This window comes from Pseudomonas massiliensis, assembly GCF_000826105.1.
GTDB lineage: Bacteria > Pseudomonadota > Gammaproteobacteria > Pseudomonadales > Pseudomonadaceae > Aquipseudomonas > Aquipseudomonas massiliensis.
Map to the genome: position 1 here is coordinate 924,221 of NZ_CCYK01000007.1, position 16,697 is coordinate 940,917.

At 63.8% G+C, this 16,697-nt stretch carries 14 protein-coding genes; 13 read left to right on the forward strand and 1 reads right to left on the reverse strand.

Features of this window, described 5'->3' with window-relative positions; all coding sequences use genetic code 11:
• Positions 1-10 precede the first annotated feature (10 nt).
• Together BN1188_RS15125 and BN1188_RS15130 are read left to right on the forward strand one after the other, a co-directional pair.
• Positions 11-1,426, forward strand: a complete 1,416-nt coding sequence (locus BN1188_RS15125; protein WP_052469292.1) for an amino acid permease — start codon at positions 11-13, stop codon at positions 1,424-1,426.
• Positions 1,427-1,544: 118 nt separating this feature from the next.
• Positions 1,545-2,747 carry an MFS transporter gene (locus tag BN1188_RS15130; protein ID WP_040262254.1) on the forward strand — a complete coding sequence of 401 codons (1,203 nt, stop codon included), beginning with the start codon at positions 1,545-1,547 and terminating at the stop codon, positions 2,745-2,747.
• A gap of 41 nt (positions 2,748-2,788) precedes the next feature.
• On the opposite strand, the gene BN1188_RS15135 is transcribed toward BN1188_RS15130, so the two are convergent.
• Entirely contained in the window at positions 2,789-3,043 is a 255-nt protein-coding gene (locus BN1188_RS15135) for a DUF2790 domain-containing protein (protein WP_040262255.1), read from the reverse strand.
• A 314-nt stretch (positions 3,044-3,357) separates the two neighbouring features.
• On the opposite strand from BN1188_RS15135, the gene acs reads away from it, so the two are divergent.
• The 11 genes from acs (at position 3,358) to astB (ending at position 16,686) form a co-directional block, all read left to right on the forward strand.
• Entirely contained in the window at positions 3,358-5,313 is a 1,956-nt protein-coding gene (gene acs / locus BN1188_RS15140) for an acetate--CoA ligase (protein ID WP_040262256.1), read from the forward strand.
• Positions 5,314-5,714: 401 nt separating this feature from the next.
• The gene (locus tag BN1188_RS15145) at positions 5,715-6,491 is read left to right on the forward strand and encodes an ABC transporter substrate-binding protein (RefSeq protein WP_040262257.1); all 777 of its coding nucleotides are present in this window, start codon (positions 5,715-5,717) and stop codon (positions 6,489-6,491) included.
• Between the two features lie 90 nt (positions 6,492-6,581).
• A complete protein-coding gene (locus tag BN1188_RS15150; RefSeq protein WP_040262258.1) occupies positions 6,582-7,271 on the forward strand; it encodes an ABC transporter permease in 690 nt (229 codons plus the stop codon).
• Positions 7,268-7,966 (forward strand): ABC transporter permease, encoded by a 699-nt coding sequence (locus BN1188_RS15155; protein WP_040262259.1) that lies wholly within the window; start codon positions 7,268-7,270, stop codon positions 7,964-7,966. The genes BN1188_RS15150 and BN1188_RS15155 overlap by 4 nt, the downstream gene beginning before the upstream one ends.
• A gap of 52 nt (positions 7,967-8,018) precedes the next feature.
• Positions 8,019-8,783, forward strand: coding sequence for an ABC transporter ATP-binding protein (locus BN1188_RS15160; protein WP_040262260.1), 765 nt, complete (start codon positions 8,019-8,021; stop codon positions 8,781-8,783).
• A 55-nt stretch (positions 8,784-8,838) separates the two neighbouring features.
• A complete protein-coding gene (gene argR / locus BN1188_RS15165; RefSeq protein WP_040262261.1) occupies positions 8,839-9,819 on the forward strand; it encodes a transcriptional regulator ArgR in 981 nt (326 codons plus the stop codon).
• A 597-nt stretch (positions 9,820-10,416) separates the two neighbouring features.
• Complete coding sequence (locus BN1188_RS15170; protein ID WP_040262262.1) at positions 10,417-11,637, forward strand: aspartate aminotransferase family protein; 1,221 nt, start codon at positions 10,417-10,419, stop codon at positions 11,635-11,637.
• 97 nt (positions 11,638-11,734) lie between these two features.
• Positions 11,735-12,751, forward strand: a complete 1,017-nt coding sequence (gene aruF / locus BN1188_RS15175; protein WP_040262263.1) for an arginine/ornithine succinyltransferase subunit alpha — start codon at positions 11,735-11,737, stop codon at positions 12,749-12,751.
• A 74-nt stretch (positions 12,752-12,825) separates the two neighbouring features.
• On the forward strand, positions 12,826-13,860 hold the full coding sequence (astA, locus tag BN1188_RS15180; protein WP_040262264.1) for an arginine N-succinyltransferase: 1,035 nt from the start codon (positions 12,826-12,828) through the stop codon (positions 13,858-13,860).
• The gene (gene astD / locus BN1188_RS15185; RefSeq protein ID WP_040262265.1) at positions 13,857-15,317 is read left to right on the forward strand and encodes a succinylglutamate-semialdehyde dehydrogenase; all 1,461 of its coding nucleotides are present in this window, start codon (positions 13,857-13,859) and stop codon (positions 15,315-15,317) included. Before astA ends, astD begins: the two co-directional genes overlap by 4 nt.
• Positions 15,318-15,339: 22 nt before the next feature.
• The gene (gene astB / locus BN1188_RS15190) at positions 15,340-16,686 is read left to right on the forward strand and encodes an N-succinylarginine dihydrolase (RefSeq protein WP_040262266.1); all 1,347 of its coding nucleotides are present in this window, start codon (positions 15,340-15,342) and stop codon (positions 16,684-16,686) included.
• Positions 16,687-16,697 lie beyond the last annotated feature (11 nt).

The following is a 16,697-nucleotide window of genomic DNA, read 5'->3' on the forward strand; positions in this document are numbered from 1 at the left end:
AATGTATGCGATGAGCCTTCGGCCCACCTCCAGCGGCGGCTTCAAGCGTGGCTTGAAGAACCGCCATATCCAGTTGATTGCCCTCGGCGGCGCCATTGGCACCGGACTGTTTCTCGGCTCGGCCGGCGTGCTCAAGTCCGCCGGGCCGTCGATGATCCTCGGTTATGCCCTGTGCGGTTTCATCGCGTTCCTGATCATGCGCCAGCTAGGCGAGATGATCGTCGAGGAGCCGGTGGCCGGCTCCTTCAGCCATTTCGCCCATCGTTACTGGGGCGGGTTCGCCGGCTTCCTCTCCGGCTGGAACTGCTGGCTGCTCTACACCCTGGTGGGGATGTCCGAGCTGACCGCGGTGGGCAAGTACATCCAGTTCTGGTGGCCGGAAATCCCGACCTGGGCTTCGGCCGCCGGTTTCTTCACCCTGGTGACCCTGATCAATCTGACCAACGTACGGGTATTTGGCGAAGCCGAGTTCTCTTTCGCCATCATCAAGGTCCTGGCGGTGGTGGGCATGATTGCCCTGGGTGCTTACCTGCTGGTGTCCGGGCACGGCGGGCCGCAGGCGTCCTTGGCCAACCTGTGGCAGAACGGCGGCTTCTTTCCCAACGGCGTCCAGGGGCTGGTCATGGCGTTGGCGCTGATCATGTTTTCCTTTGGCGGCCTGGAAATGCTCGGGTTTACCGCCGCGGAAGCCGACGAGCCGCGGCGGGTAATCCCCAAGGCAGTCAACCAGGTCATCTGGCGCATCCTGATCTTCTACGTGGGCGCACTGGTTGTTCTGCTGTCGCTGATCCCCTGGAACAGCCTGCTGGAGAACCTGGGTGCGGCGGGAGATGCCTACAGCGGCAGCCCCTTCGTTCAGGTATTCGCCATGCTGGGCAGCGGCACCGCGGCCCATGTGCTCAACTTCGTGGTGCTCACCGCCGCGGTATCGGTGTACAACAGTGGCGCCTATTGCAATGGCCGCATGCTGGTCGGCATGGCCGAACAGGGGGACGCGCCAGCGATCCTGGGGCGGGTAGATGGTCGCGGCGTCCCTGTACTAGCCGTGCTGGCCTCGGCCGTGGTTACCGCAGTTACCGTGTTGCTCAACTACCTCATGCCTCATGACGCCCTGGAATTGCTGATGGCGCTGGTAGTGGCGACCCTCGTCATCAACTGGGCGATGATCAGCTGGTCGCACCTGCGCTTCCGCCAGCATCTGACCCGGCAAGGGGTGGTTCCACGCTTCAAGGCGTTCTGGTTTCCCGTGGGCAATTACCTATGCCTGGCCTTCGTCGCGCTTATCCTTGGCGTGATGTGGTTCACCGGGATGCAGGTTCCGGTGATGGCCATCCCGGTGTGGCTACTGGTGTCCCTGGGCCTGTACCGGTTGAAGAAGACCACGCCCGGGGTCGCTCCGGTAGGTGTGGGGCAGGGCGCGGACTGATACCTCCAAGGCAAGGCGGCGTGTTCGACGATGCGCCGCTTATTGCGCTCGGCGCAAGCTGAAAGCTTTTAGCTAGCCCTGCTAGAATGCGTCATTCACGGTCTCCATGGCGCTTCCCATGTCTTCCACACCGCACCCCCTGGCGGTCACCCTGCAAGTCGTTTCCATCGTACTGTTCACTTTCATTGGTTACCTGAACATCGGTATTCCGCTGGCGGTATTGCCGGGGTTCGTGCACACCGACCTGGGCTTTGGTGCGGTCCTGGCGGGGCTGGTGATCAGCGTCCAGTATCTGGCCACCCTGCTAAGCCGGCCCACGGCAAGTCGTTTCATCGACACTCGCGGCAGCAAACGGGCCGTGATCTACGGGCTGGCGGGGTGCGGGGCCAGCGGTGTGTTCATGCTGCTGGCGGCGGCGCTGCAAAGCTGGCCTGGAATCAGCCTGGCCTGCCTGCTGGTGGGGCGCGTGGTGCTGGGTGCTGCTGAAAGCCTTGTAGGGTCCGGTGCCATCGGCTGGGGCATCGGTCGCGTGGGCCCGGCCAACACCGCCAAGGTGATTTCCTGGAACGGTATCGCCAGCTACGGGGCCCTGGCCGTTGGCGCGCCTAGCGGTGTATGGCTGGTCCAGCATCTGGGGCTGTGGAGCATGGGCCTGGCGGTGGTGCTGTTGTCCGCCCTGGGCGTGGCCTTGGCATGGCCCAAGCTCGCCGCGCCCATAGTCGCTGGAGAACGCCTGCCCTTCCTGCATGTGCTCGGCCGGGTATTCCCGCATGGCTGCGGCCTGGCGCTCGGGGGAATCGGTTTCGGCACCATCGCCACCTTCATCACGCTCTACTACGCCTCCCGGCAGTGGGGCAATGCGGCACTCTGCCTGAGCGTGTTCGGCGCCTGCTTCATCTGCGCGCGCCTGCTCTTCGGCGGGATGATCAACCGCCTGGGAGGCTTCAGAGTAGCCATCGCCTGTCTCGGCGTGGAGTCGCTGGGGCTGTTGCTTTTATGGGCAGCGCCGAGCCTGGAATGGGCCATGGCCGGCGCTGCCTTGAGCGGATTCGGTTTCTCGCTGGTGTTCCCGGCCCTTGGCGTGGAGGCCGTGAACCTGGTGCCGGCCTCCAGTCGAGGCGCCGCGGTGGGGGCCTACTCGCTATTCGTGGACATGTCCCTTGGGCTCACCGGGCCAGTAGCCGGTGCCGTAGCCTCCGGCTTTGGTTTTGCCTCCATCTTCCTGGTGGCGGCGATCGCAGCGGCTGGCGGGCTGTTGCTGAGCCTGCACCTGTACCGCCGCAGCCTGGCGGCGCCCCGGCATGGGGATGAGCCGCTCTGAAGGCGGGGCGCCCGGGGCGCAGGCGCTTGGCCCGGCCGGCCTCAATCCATGCAGCCGTTGCCCATCGCTTCGTACTCGAGCATGTGCTGCTGGCCGTGACTGTCCTGGTACAGCATGTGCAGCGGCACTACCTTGCACACCGTGGGCACCGGCTCCATGGAAATCACCTTGGCGATGTCCAGATGGGCGCCATATTCATAGTGTTCCACCTTCGGCTGGGCAGCGAAGGCCGGTTGCAGGCCGCCAGCGGCCAGCAGGCAGGCCGAGGCGGTCAGGGCGAACAGAGAGCGTTTCATCGGGTTTTACCTTCTGGGGGTCGAGCGAGGCCGCGCGACCCTTTTGCAGGTCGCGGGCGTTCGGTTCGGGTCGGGAGCAGGCCTTCGTGGGGGCTGTTCAGTCGTTGCCATTGCTGGCGATGCGCATTCTAGGCGCGAGCTTGACGCCGCTTACAGGCTGGCTTTTGATAAACAGTGTTAACGAAAGAGGCAATAATTTCGCCCTACGGCACGCGGCGTTCGCCTTTACTACCATCGTCGAATGGTTGTAGCAGGCTTGCGTCACGTACAACGCAAGCCTACAAGAACAACGATGCTCTTCGAGGACCGAAAAGATGACCGCGGCTTCCCTGTACCCCGTACGCCCTGACGTGAAGGCCAATACCCTGACCGACGAGGCGACCTACAAGGCCATGTACCAGCAGTCCGTGGTCAACCCCGACGGTTTCTGGCGCGAGCAGGCCAAGCGCCTGGACTGGATCAAGCCGTTCGACAAGGTGAAGCAGACTTCCTTCGACGACCATCGCGTTGACATCAAGTGGTTCGCCGACGGCACCCTGAATGTGGCCTACAACTGCCTGGATCGGCATCTGGAAGCGCGTGGCGATCAGCCCGCCATCATCTGGGAGGGGGACGACCCCTCCGAAAGCCGCACCATCACCTACCGCGAGCTGCACGAAGAAGTGTGCAAGTTCGCCAACGCCTTGCGTGGCCAGGACGTGCATCGCGGCGATGTGGTGACCATCTACATGCCGATGATTCCGCAGGCGGTGGTAGCCATGCTGGCCTGCGCCCGGATCGGCGCCATCCACTCGGTGGTGTTCGGCGGCTTTTCCCCGGAAGCACTGGCTGGCCGCATCATCGACTGCCGCTCCAAGGTGGTGATCACCGCGGACGAAGGGCTGCGGGGCGGCAAGAAGACGCCGTTGAAAGCGAACGTCGATCGCGCCTTGACCAACCCGGAAACCAGCAGCGTGCAGAAAGTGATCGTCTGCAAGCGCACCGGCGGCGAGATCGAATGGAACCGTCACCGCGACATCTGGTACCACGCTTTGCTGGAAGTGGCTTCCAGCACCTGCGCGCCCAAGGAAATGGGCGCCGAGGAGGCGCTGTTCATCCTCTACACCTCAGGCTCCACGGGCAAGCCCAAGGGCGTGCTGCATACCAGCGCAGGCTACCTGCTCTATGCGGCCCTTACCCATGAACGTGTCTTTGACTACCGTCCGGGTGAGGTCTACTGGTGCACGGCCGACGTAGGCTGGGTCACCGGGCACAGCTATATCGTCTACGGGCCCCTGGCCAACGGCGCTACCACGCTTCTTTTCGAAGGGGTGCCCAACTACCCGGACATCACCCGCGTATCGAAGATCATCGACAAGCACAAGGTGAACATTCTCTATACGGCGCCCACGGCCATTCGCGCCATGATGGCCGAAGGCACCGCGGCAGTGGCCGGGGCGGATGGCTCCAGCCTGCGCCTGCTCGGCTCGGTGGGCGAACCCATCAACCCCGAAGCCTGGAACTGGTATTACAAGACCGTGGGGAAGGAACGTTGCCCGATCGTCGACACCTGGTGGCAGACTGAAACCGGCGGCGTGCTGATCAGTCCGTTGCCGGGCGCCATCGGGCTGAAGCCAGGCTCGGCTACCAAGCCGTTCTTTGGCGTCATTCCCGCCCTGGTGGACAACCTGGGCAACATCATCGAAGGGGCGGCCGAGGGCAACCTGGTGATTCTGGACTCCTGGCCCGGGCAGGCACGGTCGCTGTATGGAGACCACGACCGTTTCGTCGATACCTACTTCAAGACGTTCCGCGGCATGTACTTCACGGGTGACGGCGCCAGGCGGGATGAGGATGGCTATTACTGGATCACCGGCCGGGTGGATGATGTGCTCAACGTGAGCGGCCACCGCATGGGTACCGCCGAGATCGAAAGCGCCATGGTGGCCCACCCGAAAGTGGCCGAAGCCGCAGTGGTGGGCGTGCCCCATGACATCAAGGGGCAGGGGATCTATGTTTATGTGACCCTCAATGCCGGGGAAGAGCCAAGCGAGGCCTTGCGTCAGGAGCTCAAGAACTGGGTGCGCAAGGAGATCGGCCCAATCGCTTCGCCCGACGTCATTCAGTGGGCCCCGGGCCTGCCCAAGACGCGGTCAGGGAAGATCATGCGCCGTATCCTGCGCAAGATCGCTACCGCCGAATATGGTGCCCTGGGGGACATTTCCACCCTGGCCGACCCTGGCGTGGTCCAGCACCTGATCGATACGCATCGGCAGATGGCGGCCGCCTGATCCATTGCCGCTTATCGAGCCCCGCTTCGGCGGGGCTTTTGTTTTATGGAAACAGGTACCGTGTTACCGGATAATGCCACCGTGAAACTGATCGAAACAGATCGACGGCGCGAAGCGTTGGAAGATGCCCCGCCAATGCCTCTAGTACAGGGGTTAGATCGGTAGGCTTGAAATTTGCAGTAGCTGTTGGTTGGTTCCAAGCCCTTAGATCACTGGTTCGCTTGCCTGTCAAGGTGGGCGGTTCAGTCGAGCCAGCCTTCTGTAATATGTTGTCGCATTGCAGAAATTTCCGACTTTGACTCGCCGTTAAAATGCCCAGCACTCGCCTCCGCTTCGGTGGCGCGATTTATCCTGGCTCCGCGCCTGGCCTTGCCAGCGCCGCCATCCGATGGAGTACTCCCATGAAGAAGCTCGCACTGCTTGGTGCCCTGGCGCTGTCCGTGCTTTCGTTTACCGCCGCGGCCGAAGACAAGCCGTTGAAGATCGGTATCGAAGCGGCCTACCCGCCGTTCGCCTCCAAGGCACCGGACGGCAGCATCGTGGGCTTCGACTATGACATCGGCAACGCGCTGTGCGCCGAGATGAAGGTCAGGTGCGTCTGGGTCGAGCAGGAGTTCGACGGCCTGATCCCCTCGCTGAAGGTGCGCAAGATCGACGCCATTCTTTCCTCGATGTCCATCACCGACGACCGCAAGAAGTCGGTGGACTTCACCAGCAAGTACTACAACACTCCGGCACGCCTGGTCATGAAGGCCGGCACCAGCGTGGACGACAGCCTGGGTGGCCTGAGCGGCAAGAACATCGGCGTGCAGCGTGGCTCCATCCACGAACGCTTCGCCAATGAAGTACTCGCGCCCAAGGGTGTGAACGTCAAGCCCTACGCCTCCCAGAACGAGGTCTACCTGGACCTCGCCGCTGGCCGCCTGGATGGCACCCTGGCCGATGCCACGCTGCTGCAGGATGGTTTCCTGAAAACGGACGCGGGCAAGGGCTTCGCCTTCGCCGGGCCGGCCTTCACCGACGTCAAGTACTTCGGTGACGGCGTAGGCATCGCCGTGCGCAAAGGCGACAGCGCCAACCTGGAGCGGCTCAATGCGGCTATCGCTGCCATTCGTGCCAACGGTACGTACAAGCAGATCCAGGACAAGTACTTCGACTTCGATATCTACGGCAAATAGCGTCATCCCCTCCGCGAGCAGGGGCCGTGCGCGGCCCCGCTTCGTTTTTCCGCCCTGAGCGCGTGACGCTCACTCTGAAGGCTTGCGAGCATGTTGAAAGGCTACGGCGAGGTCATCCTCGAGGGGGTCGGCCTGACCCTGCAATTGGCGCTCTCGTCCATGGCGCTGGCGATCGTGCTGGGCCTGGTGGGCGCTGCGTTTCGCCTCTCCCCGGTGCGGGTACTGGCATGGCTGGGTGAGCTGTATTCCACGGTGATTCGCGGCATCCCGGACCTTGTGCTGATCCTGCTGATTTTCTACGGCGGCCAGGATGTGGTGAACCGAGTGGCGCCCCTGCTGGGCTACGACGACTACATCGACCTGGACCCGCTGCTCACCGGCGTCTTCACCTTGGGCTTCATTTTCGGTGCCTACCTGTCCGAGACCTTTCGGGGCGCCTTCATGGGTATCCCCAAAGGCCAGGCCGAGGCGGGCATGGCCTATGGCATGAGCAGCCTGCAGATCTTCTTCCGCGTGCTGGTGCCGCAGATGATCCGCCTGGCCATCCCCGGCTTCACCAACAACTGGCTGGTGCTGACCAAGGCCACCGCGCTCATTTCCGTTGTCGGTCTGCAGGACATGATGTTCAAGGCCAAACAGGCGGCCGACGCGACCCGAGAGCCCTTCACCTTCTACCTGGCCGTCGCCGGGCTCTACCTGATCATCACCAGTGTCTCGCTGCTGCTGCTCAAATGGCTCGAGCGACGTTACTCGGCGGGCGTAAGGACGGCTGAACTATGATTTTCGACTACACCGTGATCCAGGCCAGTCTGCCGCTGTACCTGCAAGGGCTACTCGAAACCCTCAAGCTGCTGGCCATTTCCCTGGTTGCAGGATTGTTGGTGGCCTTCCCGCTGGCATTGATGCGGGTTTCGCGCAGACCGTGGGTCAACGCCCTGGCCTGGACATACACCTACATCATTCGCGGCACGCCCATGCTGGTGCAGTTGTTCCTGATCTACTACGGCCTGGCGCAGTTCGAGGCCGTGCGGGAAAGTGTATTCTGGCCGTGGTTGTCCAGCGCCACCTTCTGTGCCTGCCTGGCATTCGCCATTAATACCAGCGCCTATACCGCCGAAATCATCGCCGGCAGCCTGCGGGCCACGCCTCATGGCGAGATCGAGGCGGCCCGCGCCATGGGCATGTCCCGTGCCCTGATGTATCGACGCATCCTGCTGCCTTCAGCCATGCGCCGCGCGCTGCCGCAATACAGCAACGAAGTGATCATGATGCTGCAGACTACCAGCCTGGCTTCCATCGTCACCCTGATGGACATCACCGGCGCCGCCCGGGCCGTGAACGCCCAGTATTACCTGCCGTTCGAGGCCTACATCACTGCGGGGGCCATCTACCTGGCCCTGACCTTCATCCTGGTGCGGCTGTTCAAGCTGGCCGAGCGGCGCTGGCTCGGCTACCTGGCGCCACGCAAGGGCTGACGCGTTCCCGGGCGGCGTCGCGCCGCCTGGCCTTATTTCAGAGACCGACTCCATGAACAAACTCGAAGTCCAGGACCTGCACAAGCGCTATGGCAGCCACGAAGTGCTCAAGGGCGTCAGCCTTCAAGCCAGGGCCGGCGACGTGATCAGCATCATCGGCTCCAGCGGTTCGGGCAAAAGCACCTTCCTGCGTTGCATCAACCTGCTCGAGCAGCCCTGGTCGGGAAACATCCTGCTCAACAACGAAGCCCTGAAGCTGGTGCCCAACAAGGCCGGCGGGCTCAAGGCCGGTGATCCCAAGCAGCTCCAGCGTCTGCGTTCGCGACTGGCCATGGTGTTCCAGCATTTCAACCTGTGGTCGCACATGACCGCCTTGCAGAATGTGATCGAGGCCCCGGTGCATGTACTGGGGGTAAGCAAGAAGGAGGCCTTGGAAAAAGCGGAGTATTACCTGGCGAAGGTAGGGGTGACCCACCGTAAGGATGCCTATCCTGGCCATATGTCTGGCGGCGAGCAGCAGCGCGTGGCGATCGCCCGCGCCCTGGCCATGGAGCCGGAGGTGATGTTGTTCGACGAGCCCACCTCCGCGCTGGACCCGGAGCTGGTGGGCGATGTGCTCAAGGTCATGCAGTCTCTCGCCCAGGAAGGGCGGACCATGGTGGTGGTCACCCACGAGATGGGCTTTGCGCGGGAAGTGTCCAATCAGGTCATCTTCCTGCACCAGGGGCTGGTGGAAGAGCAGGGCAACCCCCGGGAAGTCCTGGCGAACCCTCAGTCCGAGCGCCTGCGCCAGTTCCTCTCCGGTAGTCTTAAATAAGCAGGCCAAGCTCGCCGCTCGCCCCTCGTTCGCCTTCTTTTGCGTGAGTGTCTCAATGACTGCCCAGCGTATCGGTTTTCTCATCTGGCCCGGCACCAGGGCGCTGACCCTGGCACTGGCCGAGGAAGCCTTGAGTGTTGCCAGCCGGGTTCATCCCGAGGTCCTTTATGAACCGGTGTTCCTGCATGCCGAGGCCTTGAGCGTCGGGGGTTGGCAGTTGCCTGGCGAGCCCTGGGCGGGGCGGCTGGAAGGATGCCAGAAATTATTCCTGGTAGCGGACGAACCGCCGACGACCATGCCTGCGGCCCTAGCCAGCGCGCTCAAGCAGCAGGTACGCGGCGGCTGCCTGATTGGCGGCTTGTCCGCGGGTATCTATCCCTTGGCCCAATTGGGCCTGCTCGACGGCTACCGCGCCTCGGTGCATTGGCGCTGGCAGGACGATTTCAGTGAGCGCTTTCCGAAGGTGATCGCCACCAGTCACCTGTTCGACTGTGACCGTGACCGCCTCACCGCCTGCGGTGGCTTGGCCGTGCTTGACCTCATGCTGGCGCTGCTGACCCGCGACCATGGCGCCGAGCTGGCCGGCGCGGTGTCCGAAGAGTTGGTGGTCGAGCGGATTCGCGAAGGGGCCGAGCGCCAGCGCATTCCATTGCAGAACCGGCTGGGGTCGAGCCATCCGAAGCTGACCCAGGCGGTGCTCTTGATGGAAGCCAACATCGAGGAGCCGCTGACCACGGATGAGATCGCCCAGCACGTGTGCGTCTCGCGACGACAGCTGGAACGCATCTTCAAGCAGTACCTCAACCGGGTGCCCAGCCAGTATTACCTGGAACTGCGCCTGAACAAGGCGCGCCAGATGCTGATGCAGACGAGCAAGTCAATCATCCAGATCGGGCTGTCGTGCGGGTTTTCCTCGGGGCCGCATTTTTCCAGCGCCTATCGGAATTTCTTTGGGGCTACGCCCCGGGAAGACCGGAACCAGCGTCGCGCCGGCAGCCCTTTCGAGCTGGCGCCGGTGTCGGCTGAGCGAGGGTGAGCTCGGGCCGGTACTAGCGAGACTTGCACAAATGGCACAGGCGCCGCGGAATGCGCCTCGGCTCGGCCGAGTGGAGGCATGGCGAAGCTGGGCGCCCGCCAGGGAAGGCGGGCGAGCGGCGCCAGGGCAGGGATGCCCTGTCGACGCGTCCCAAGCCCGAGCCATGCCGGAAGGAGGGAACCCCCGCCTTGGCGGGGGCCGAACGAACAGCGCGAATGGTTTCCCCCCTTTGCCGAAACAAAGGGGGTCGCCGTAAAGGCGAAACCTTACTTGAGGCGCATGCGCAATCGGGATTTACTCTTCATCACCGCCCCCGCCCCCCTGATGTCCAAAAACCGGGAAGCTGGCAAAGTCTGATCAGCCAACCGTTGATTCGCTTTGACCTACAGATTGCTACTTCACTGGCCCCCTCGGTTTGACCTCCTTTAAACTTACGCCTTTGTGACCCTATATGTCGCATTGCTGAAAACCCCCTGTTTCCAAGGTGTGCGGCTGTAACAAGTTGTCGCTTGGCGGCAAGGTCCCGGCCCGACCACTCCTTACAATCCCCCCATCGTCGGCCACTCTCGGGCCGACGCTTCGCTTCAGGAGACGCTGATGTCCGCTGATCACGCTCAGGTGCAACGCGCCGATTTCGACCAGGTCATGGTCCCCAATTATGCTCCGGCCGGGTTCATCCCTGTGCGTGGCGCCGGGTCTCGTGTCTGGGACCAGGCTGGCCGTGAACTCATCGATTTCTCCGGCGGCATCGCGGTGAACGTCCTGGGCCATGCCCATCCGGCCCTGGTCAAGGCGCTGACCGAGCAGGCCAACAAGCTGTGGCACGTGTCCAACGTGTTCACCAACGAGCCTACCCTGCGCCTGGCCAAGAAGCTGGTGGCGGCCACCTTCGCCGAGCGCGTGTTCTTCTGCAACTCCGGTGCCGAGGCCAACGAAGCCTGCTTCAAGCTGGCACGTCGCGTGGCCCACGATAACTTCGGTCCCGAGAAGTGCGAGATCATCGCGGCGGTCAACAGCTTCCATGGCCGCACCCTTTTCACCGTGAGCGTGGGCGGTCAGCCCAAGTACTCCGATGGCTTCGGGCCGAAGATCGAAGGCATCACCCATGTGCCCTATAACGACCTTGACGCTCTCAAGGCCGCGATCTCGGACAGGACCTGCGCCGTGGTGCTGGAGCCTATCCAGGGCGAGGGCGGCGTATTGCCGGCGGACAAGGCCTACCTCGAAGGCGCCCGCGCCCTGTGCGACCAGCACAATGCCCTGCTGGTGTTCGATGAGGTGCAGAGCGGCATGGGCCGTAGCGGCAAGCTGTTCGCCTACATGCATTACGGCGTGACTCCCGATGTGCTCTCCAGCGCCAAGAGCCTGGGAGGTGGTTTCCCTATCGGGGCCATGCTGACCACCGAGAAGCTCGCCAAGCACCTGAGCGTAGGCGTGCACGGCACCACCTACGGCGGCAATCCATTGGCCTGCGCGGTGGCCGAGGCCGTGGTCGACGTGGTCAATACGCCGCAGGTACTGGCCGGAGTGCAGGCTCGGCATGAGCTTTTCGCTACCCGCTTGCGCGCCATTGGCGAGCGCTATGGTGTGTTCACCCAGGTACGCGGCATGGGCCTGTTGATCGGCTGCGTGCTAAGCGACCCCTGGAAAGGCAAGGCCAAGGAGTTCTTCAATGCCGCCGAGCGTCAGGACCTGATGATCCTCCAGGCCGGCCCGGACGTGGTCCGCTTCGCCCCGAGCCTGGTCATCGAGGAGGCTGACATCGACGATGGCCTGGACCGCTTCGAACGCGCCGTTGCCCAGTTGACCCAAGCCTGACTGGCCGTGCCTGACTGGCCGGTGAGGCCGGCTGGTCGCAGTGACTGGCGGGGTGCCTGGCGCCCCGCTTCTTCTTTCTGATTCAAGGAGTGGCACCATGCTCGTGATGCGCCCGGCGCAAATGGCTGACCTGGACGAGGTGCAACGGCTCGCCGCGGACAGCCCCATCGGTGTCACGTCCCTTCCCGACGATCTCGAGCGCCTGCGCGACAAGATCGTGGCGTCCGAGGCCTCCTTCGCCGCCGAGGTGAGCTTCAACGGCGAAGAAAGCTATTTCTTCGTGCTGGAAGACACCGCCCAAGGGCGGCTCGTCGGTTGCTCGGCCATCGTGGCGTCGGCCGGCTATTCGGAGCCGTTCTATAGCTTTCGCAACGAGACCTTCGTTCATGCCTCCCGTGAACTGAAGATCCACAACAAGATCCATGTACTCTCCCAGTGCCACGACCTGACCGGTAACAGCCTGCTGACCAGTTTCTATGTCTTGCCAGAGCTGGTCAGCACGCCCTGGGCTGAGCTCAATTCCCGGGCCAGGCTGCTGTTCATGGCCAACCATCCCGAGCGTTTCGCCGACTCGGTGGTGACCGAAATCGTCGGATACAGCGACGAGGCAGGGGATTCCCCGTTCTGGGACGCGATCGGGCGTAACTTCTTCGATATCAACTACGCGGCGGCCGAGCGGCTTTGTGGGTTGAAAAGCCGGACCTTCCTGGCCGAGCTGATGCCCCATTACCCCATTTATGTTCCGCTGTTGCCGGATGCCGCCCAGGAAGCCATGGGCCAAGTACATCCCAGGGCACAGATCACCTTCGACATCCTGATGCGCGAAGGCTTTGAAACCGAACATTACATCGACATCTTCGACGGCGGGCCGACCCTGCATGCCCGGGTCGCCAATATCCGTTCGATCGCCACTAGCCGGGTGGTGCCGGTGCGAATCGAGGAAACCGGCAAGGGCGGGCGGCCGTACCTGGTCGCCAATTGTCAGTTGCAGGACTACCGCGCTGCCCTGCTGGAGCTGGACTGGGCACCCGGCAAGCCGGTGGGCTTGCCCGCCGCGGTGGCCGAGCGCCTGGGTGTCGGTGAAGGCGCCAGCGTGCGCCTGGTGGCGGTGTAACAGCAAGGTGCACCGCCTGGCGCTGGCCAGGCGGACGATCGCGGCCCCTCAGCTGGGCCGCCCGAGGAGAAAGCATGATTGTTCGTCCTGTACGCAGCAGCGACCTTAACGCGCTGATCGACCTGGCCCGTGGCACCGGCCCGGGCCTGACTACCTTGCCGGCCAATGAAGAGCGCCTTGGCCAGCGCGTGGAGTGGGCGCAGAAAAGCTTCCGTGGCGAAGCCGAGCGCGGGGATACCGACTACCTGTTCGTACTGGAAACCGACGACGGCACCGTGGTGGGCACTTCGGCCATCGCCGGGGCGGTGGGGCAGCGCGAGCCTTGGTACAACTACCGGGTAGGCCTGACTGTCAGTGCATCCAAAGAACTGAACATCTACCGCGAGATTCCCACGCTCTTCCTGGCTAACGACCTGACCGGCAATTCAGAGCTGTGCTCGCTGTTCCTGCGGGACGACATGCGCAATGGCCTCAACGGCCGCTTGCTGGCCAAGGCGCGGCTGCTGTTCATGGCCGAATACACCGCCCTGTTCGGCAAGAAGGTGATCGCCGAGCTACGCGGCATCTCCGACGACCAGGGACGCTCGCCTTTCTGGGAAAGCCTGGGGCGTTATTTCTTCAAGATGGAGTTCAGTCAGGCGGACTACCTCACCGGCGTCGGCAACCGCGCGTTCATCGCCGAGCTGATGCCCAAGTTCCCGCTTTATACCTGCTTCCTGTCGGAGGCCGCGCGCGGGGTGATCGGCAAGGTCCACCCTGATACCGAGCCGGCGCTTTCCATGCTCCGTGCCGAAGGCTTCAACTACCAGGGCTATGTGGACATCTTCGATGCCGGTCCCGCGGTGGAGTGCGAAGTCGCCAAGATCCGCGCCGTTCAGGAAAGCAAGACCCTGATACTGGCCGTGGGTACACCGGGCGATGACGCACCGGTGTATCTGATCCACAACCGTCAGCTCGAGCAGTGCCGTATTACCGCGGCACCGGCGCGGCTGGCCGCCGGCACCCTGGTGGTGGACCCACTTACCGCTCGGCGCCTGCGCCTTCACGCCGGCGACCAGGTGCGCGCGGTGCCCCTGTCACCCACTACGGCTCTGGAGGGCCAGGCATGACTACCCTGTTCATTGGCGGGCAATGGCTCGCAGGCGAAGGCGAGGTCTTCCAGTCCCTCGATCCCGTGGGCCAGCGGGTACTGTGGCAGGGCCAGGGGGCGTCGGCGGCCCAGGTTGACACAGCCGTGGCCGCCGCTCGCCAGGCCTTTCCTGCTTGGGCATCGCTGCCACTGGATGCCCGCATCGCTCACCTGCAAGCCTTCGCCGAGCGACTGAAGACTCGCGCGGATGACCTGGCGCGTTGCATCGGCGAGGAAACCGGCAAGCCGCTATGGGAAGCGGCCACCGAAGTCACCAGCATGATCAACAAGGTGGCGATCTCGGTGCAGGCCTATCGCGAGCGTACGGGCGAGAAGCAAAGCGTGCTCGGCGATGCCAATGCGGTGCTACGCCACAAGCCTCACGGAGTGGTGGCCGTCTTCGGGCCGTACAACTTCCCGGGTCATCTGCCCAATGGGCATATCGTGCCGGCCTTGCTGGCCGGCAATACCGTGGTGTTTAAGCCCAGCGAACTGACGCCGGCCGTGGCGGCCCTGACGGTGGCGTGCTGGGAGCAGGCGGGCCTGCCCGCCGGTGTGCTGAACCTGGTGCAGGGCGCCCGGGAGACCGGGGTCGCCCTGGCCGCGGCGGACATCGACGGGCTGTTCTTCACTGGATCGAGCCGTACCGGTAACCACCTGCATCAGCAGTTCGCCGGCCGCCCGGACAAGATCCTGGCCCTGGAAATGGGCGGAAACAACCCGCTGGTGGTGGATGAGGTGGAAGACCTGGATGCTGCCGTCTATACCATTGTGCAGTCAGCATTCATCTCCGCCGGCCAGCGTTGCACCTGCGCCCGCCGCCTGTTGGTACCGGCCGGCGAATGGGGTGACCGCCTGCTTGATCGCCTGGTGGAGGTTGCGCGTAACCTGCGGGTAGGCGCCTTCGATGAGCAGCCCGCACCCTTCATGGGCGCGGTAGTTTCCCTGGCGGCCGCCAAAGCCTTGATGGAGGCGCAGGCCGTGTTACTGGCCCAGGGCGGCCGGGCCTTGCTGGCCATGACTCAGCCAAGCCCCGACGCCGCTTTGCTTACCCCCGGGGTAGTGGACGTGACCGCGATCGCCGAAAAGTCTGACGAAGAGTTGTTCGGCCCGCTGTTGCAAGTAGTACGTTACCAAGGCTTCGACCAGGCCATCGCCGAGGCCAACGCCACGCGCTACGGCCTGGCAGCCGGCCTGCTGTCGGATTCGGCCGAGCGCTACCAGCACTTCTGGTTGCACAGCCGCGCCGGCATCGTGAACTGGAACAAACAACTGACCGGAGCTGCCAGCAGCGCGCCCTTCGGCGGCATTGGCGCTTCGGGCAACCACCGTGCCAGCGCCTATTACGCCGCAGACTACTGCGCCTTCCCGGTGGCCTCCCTGGAGGCCGAACGGGTCAGCCTGCCGCCCACGCTCACGCCCGGCGTGACCCTGTAACGAATTTGCTGGAGCCGAGCCGATGAAAGCGTTTGAAGTCAATTTCGACGGGCTGGTGGGCCCGACCCACAACTACGGTGGCCTGTCCTACGGCAACGTTGCTTCCCAGAGCAACAGCCAGGCGCAGTCCAACCCCAAGGAAGCCGCGCGCCAAGGGCTGGCCAAGATGAAGGCGCTGTCCGACCTGGGCTTCGTGCAGGGGGTGCTCGCTCCCCAGGAGCGCCCGGACATCGCTGGCCTGCGCCGCCTGGGCTTCGGCGGTACCGATGCGCAGGTCATCGCCAGCGCGGCGCGCGATGCGATGCCCATCCTCGCAGCCAGTTGCTCGGCCTCGAGCATGTGGGTGGCCAACGCCGCCACGGTCAGCCCGAGCGCCGATACCGCGGACAGGCGCGTGCATTTCACCGCGGCCAACCTTAACTGCAAGTACCACCGCAGTATCGAGCACCCCACCACCAGCCGGGTGCTGGCGGCCATGTTCGCCGACAGCACGCATTTCGCGCACCATGCGGCACTGCCGGCGGTGGCGCAGTTCGGCGACGAGGGTGCGGCCAACCATACTCGCCTGTGCCGCGCCTATGGCGAGCCGGGCGTTGAGTTCTTCGTTTACGGCCGCGCCGCGTTCGACAGCCGCCGCCCGGCGCCCCAGCGCTATCCTGCCCGGCAGACCTTGGAGGCGTCCCAGGCCGTGGCTCGCCTGCATGGGCTGAGCGAGGCCGGCACGGTGTTCGCCCAGCAGAACCCGGCGGTGATCGACCAGGGCGTGTTCCACAACGATGTGATCGCTGTGGGCAACGGCGAGGTGCTGTTTCATCATCAGGACGCATTTCTCGATACCGACCAGGTACTTGGCGAACTTGATGCCAAGCTCGCCGCCCGCGGCGGCCGATTCCAGGCCATCGCTGTGCCGAGGGATCAGGTCAGTGTGGAGGACGCCGTGCGTTCTTACCTGTTCAACAGCCAGCTGCTGACCCGACCGGACGGTCGCATGGTGTTGGTAGTGCCTGAGGAATGTCGTGGCAATCCACGGGTGTGGGCTTACCTCGATGGCCTGCTTGGCAGCGACGGCCCGATCACCGAGGTGCGGGTATTCGATCTCAAGCAGAGCATGCGCAACGGTGGCGGGCCGGCGTGTCTGCGCTTGCGCGTGGCGCTGAACGAACAAGAACTGGCAGCCGTGAACCAAGGGGTTATCATGACCGACGCCTTGTATGGGCAGCTGCTTGAGTGGGTAGACCGTCACTATCGGGATCGCCTTGGCGAGGCCGACCTGGCCGACCCGCAACTGCTGCTGGAATGTCGTACGGCGCTGGATGAACTGACCGGCCTGTTGCGGCTCGGCTCGGTTTATCCCTTCCAACTCAATTGACCGGGAATACC

Excerpts from the sequence above, each read along its gene's own strand:
- BN1188_RS15125 (WP_052469292.1), top strand. The coding sequence starts at position 11 with ATGAGCCTTCGGCCCACCTCCAGCGGCGGCTTCAAGCGTGGCTTGAAG.
- BN1188_RS15130 (WP_040262254.1), top strand. The coding sequence starts at position 1,545 with ATGTCTTCCACACCGCACCCCCTGGCGGTCACCCTGCAAGTCGTTTCC.
- BN1188_RS15135 (WP_040262255.1), bottom strand. The coding sequence starts at position 3,043 with ATGAAACGCTCTCTGTTCGCCCTGACCGCCTCGGCCTGCCTGCTGGCC.
- acs (WP_040262256.1), top strand. The coding sequence starts at position 3,358 with ATGACCGCGGCTTCCCTGTACCCCGTACGCCCTGACGTGAAGGCCAAT.
- BN1188_RS15145 (WP_040262257.1), top strand. The coding sequence starts at position 5,715 with ATGAAGAAGCTCGCACTGCTTGGTGCCCTGGCGCTGTCCGTGCTTTCG.
- BN1188_RS15150 (WP_040262258.1), top strand. The coding sequence starts at position 6,582 with ATGTTGAAAGGCTACGGCGAGGTCATCCTCGAGGGGGTCGGCCTGACC.
- BN1188_RS15155 (WP_040262259.1), top strand. The coding sequence starts at position 7,268 with ATGATTTTCGACTACACCGTGATCCAGGCCAGTCTGCCGCTGTACCTG.
- BN1188_RS15160 (WP_040262260.1), top strand. The coding sequence starts at position 8,019 with ATGAACAAACTCGAAGTCCAGGACCTGCACAAGCGCTATGGCAGCCAC.
- argR (WP_040262261.1), top strand. The coding sequence starts at position 8,839 with ATGACTGCCCAGCGTATCGGTTTTCTCATCTGGCCCGGCACCAGGGCG.
- BN1188_RS15170 (WP_040262262.1), top strand. The coding sequence starts at position 10,417 with ATGTCCGCTGATCACGCTCAGGTGCAACGCGCCGATTTCGACCAGGTC.
- aruF (WP_040262263.1), top strand. The coding sequence starts at position 11,735 with ATGCTCGTGATGCGCCCGGCGCAAATGGCTGACCTGGACGAGGTGCAA.
- astA (WP_040262264.1), top strand. The coding sequence starts at position 12,826 with ATGATTGTTCGTCCTGTACGCAGCAGCGACCTTAACGCGCTGATCGAC.
- astD (WP_040262265.1), top strand. The coding sequence starts at position 13,857 with ATGACTACCCTGTTCATTGGCGGGCAATGGCTCGCAGGCGAAGGCGAG.
- astB (WP_040262266.1), top strand. The coding sequence starts at position 15,340 with ATGAAAGCGTTTGAAGTCAATTTCGACGGGCTGGTGGGCCCGACCCAC.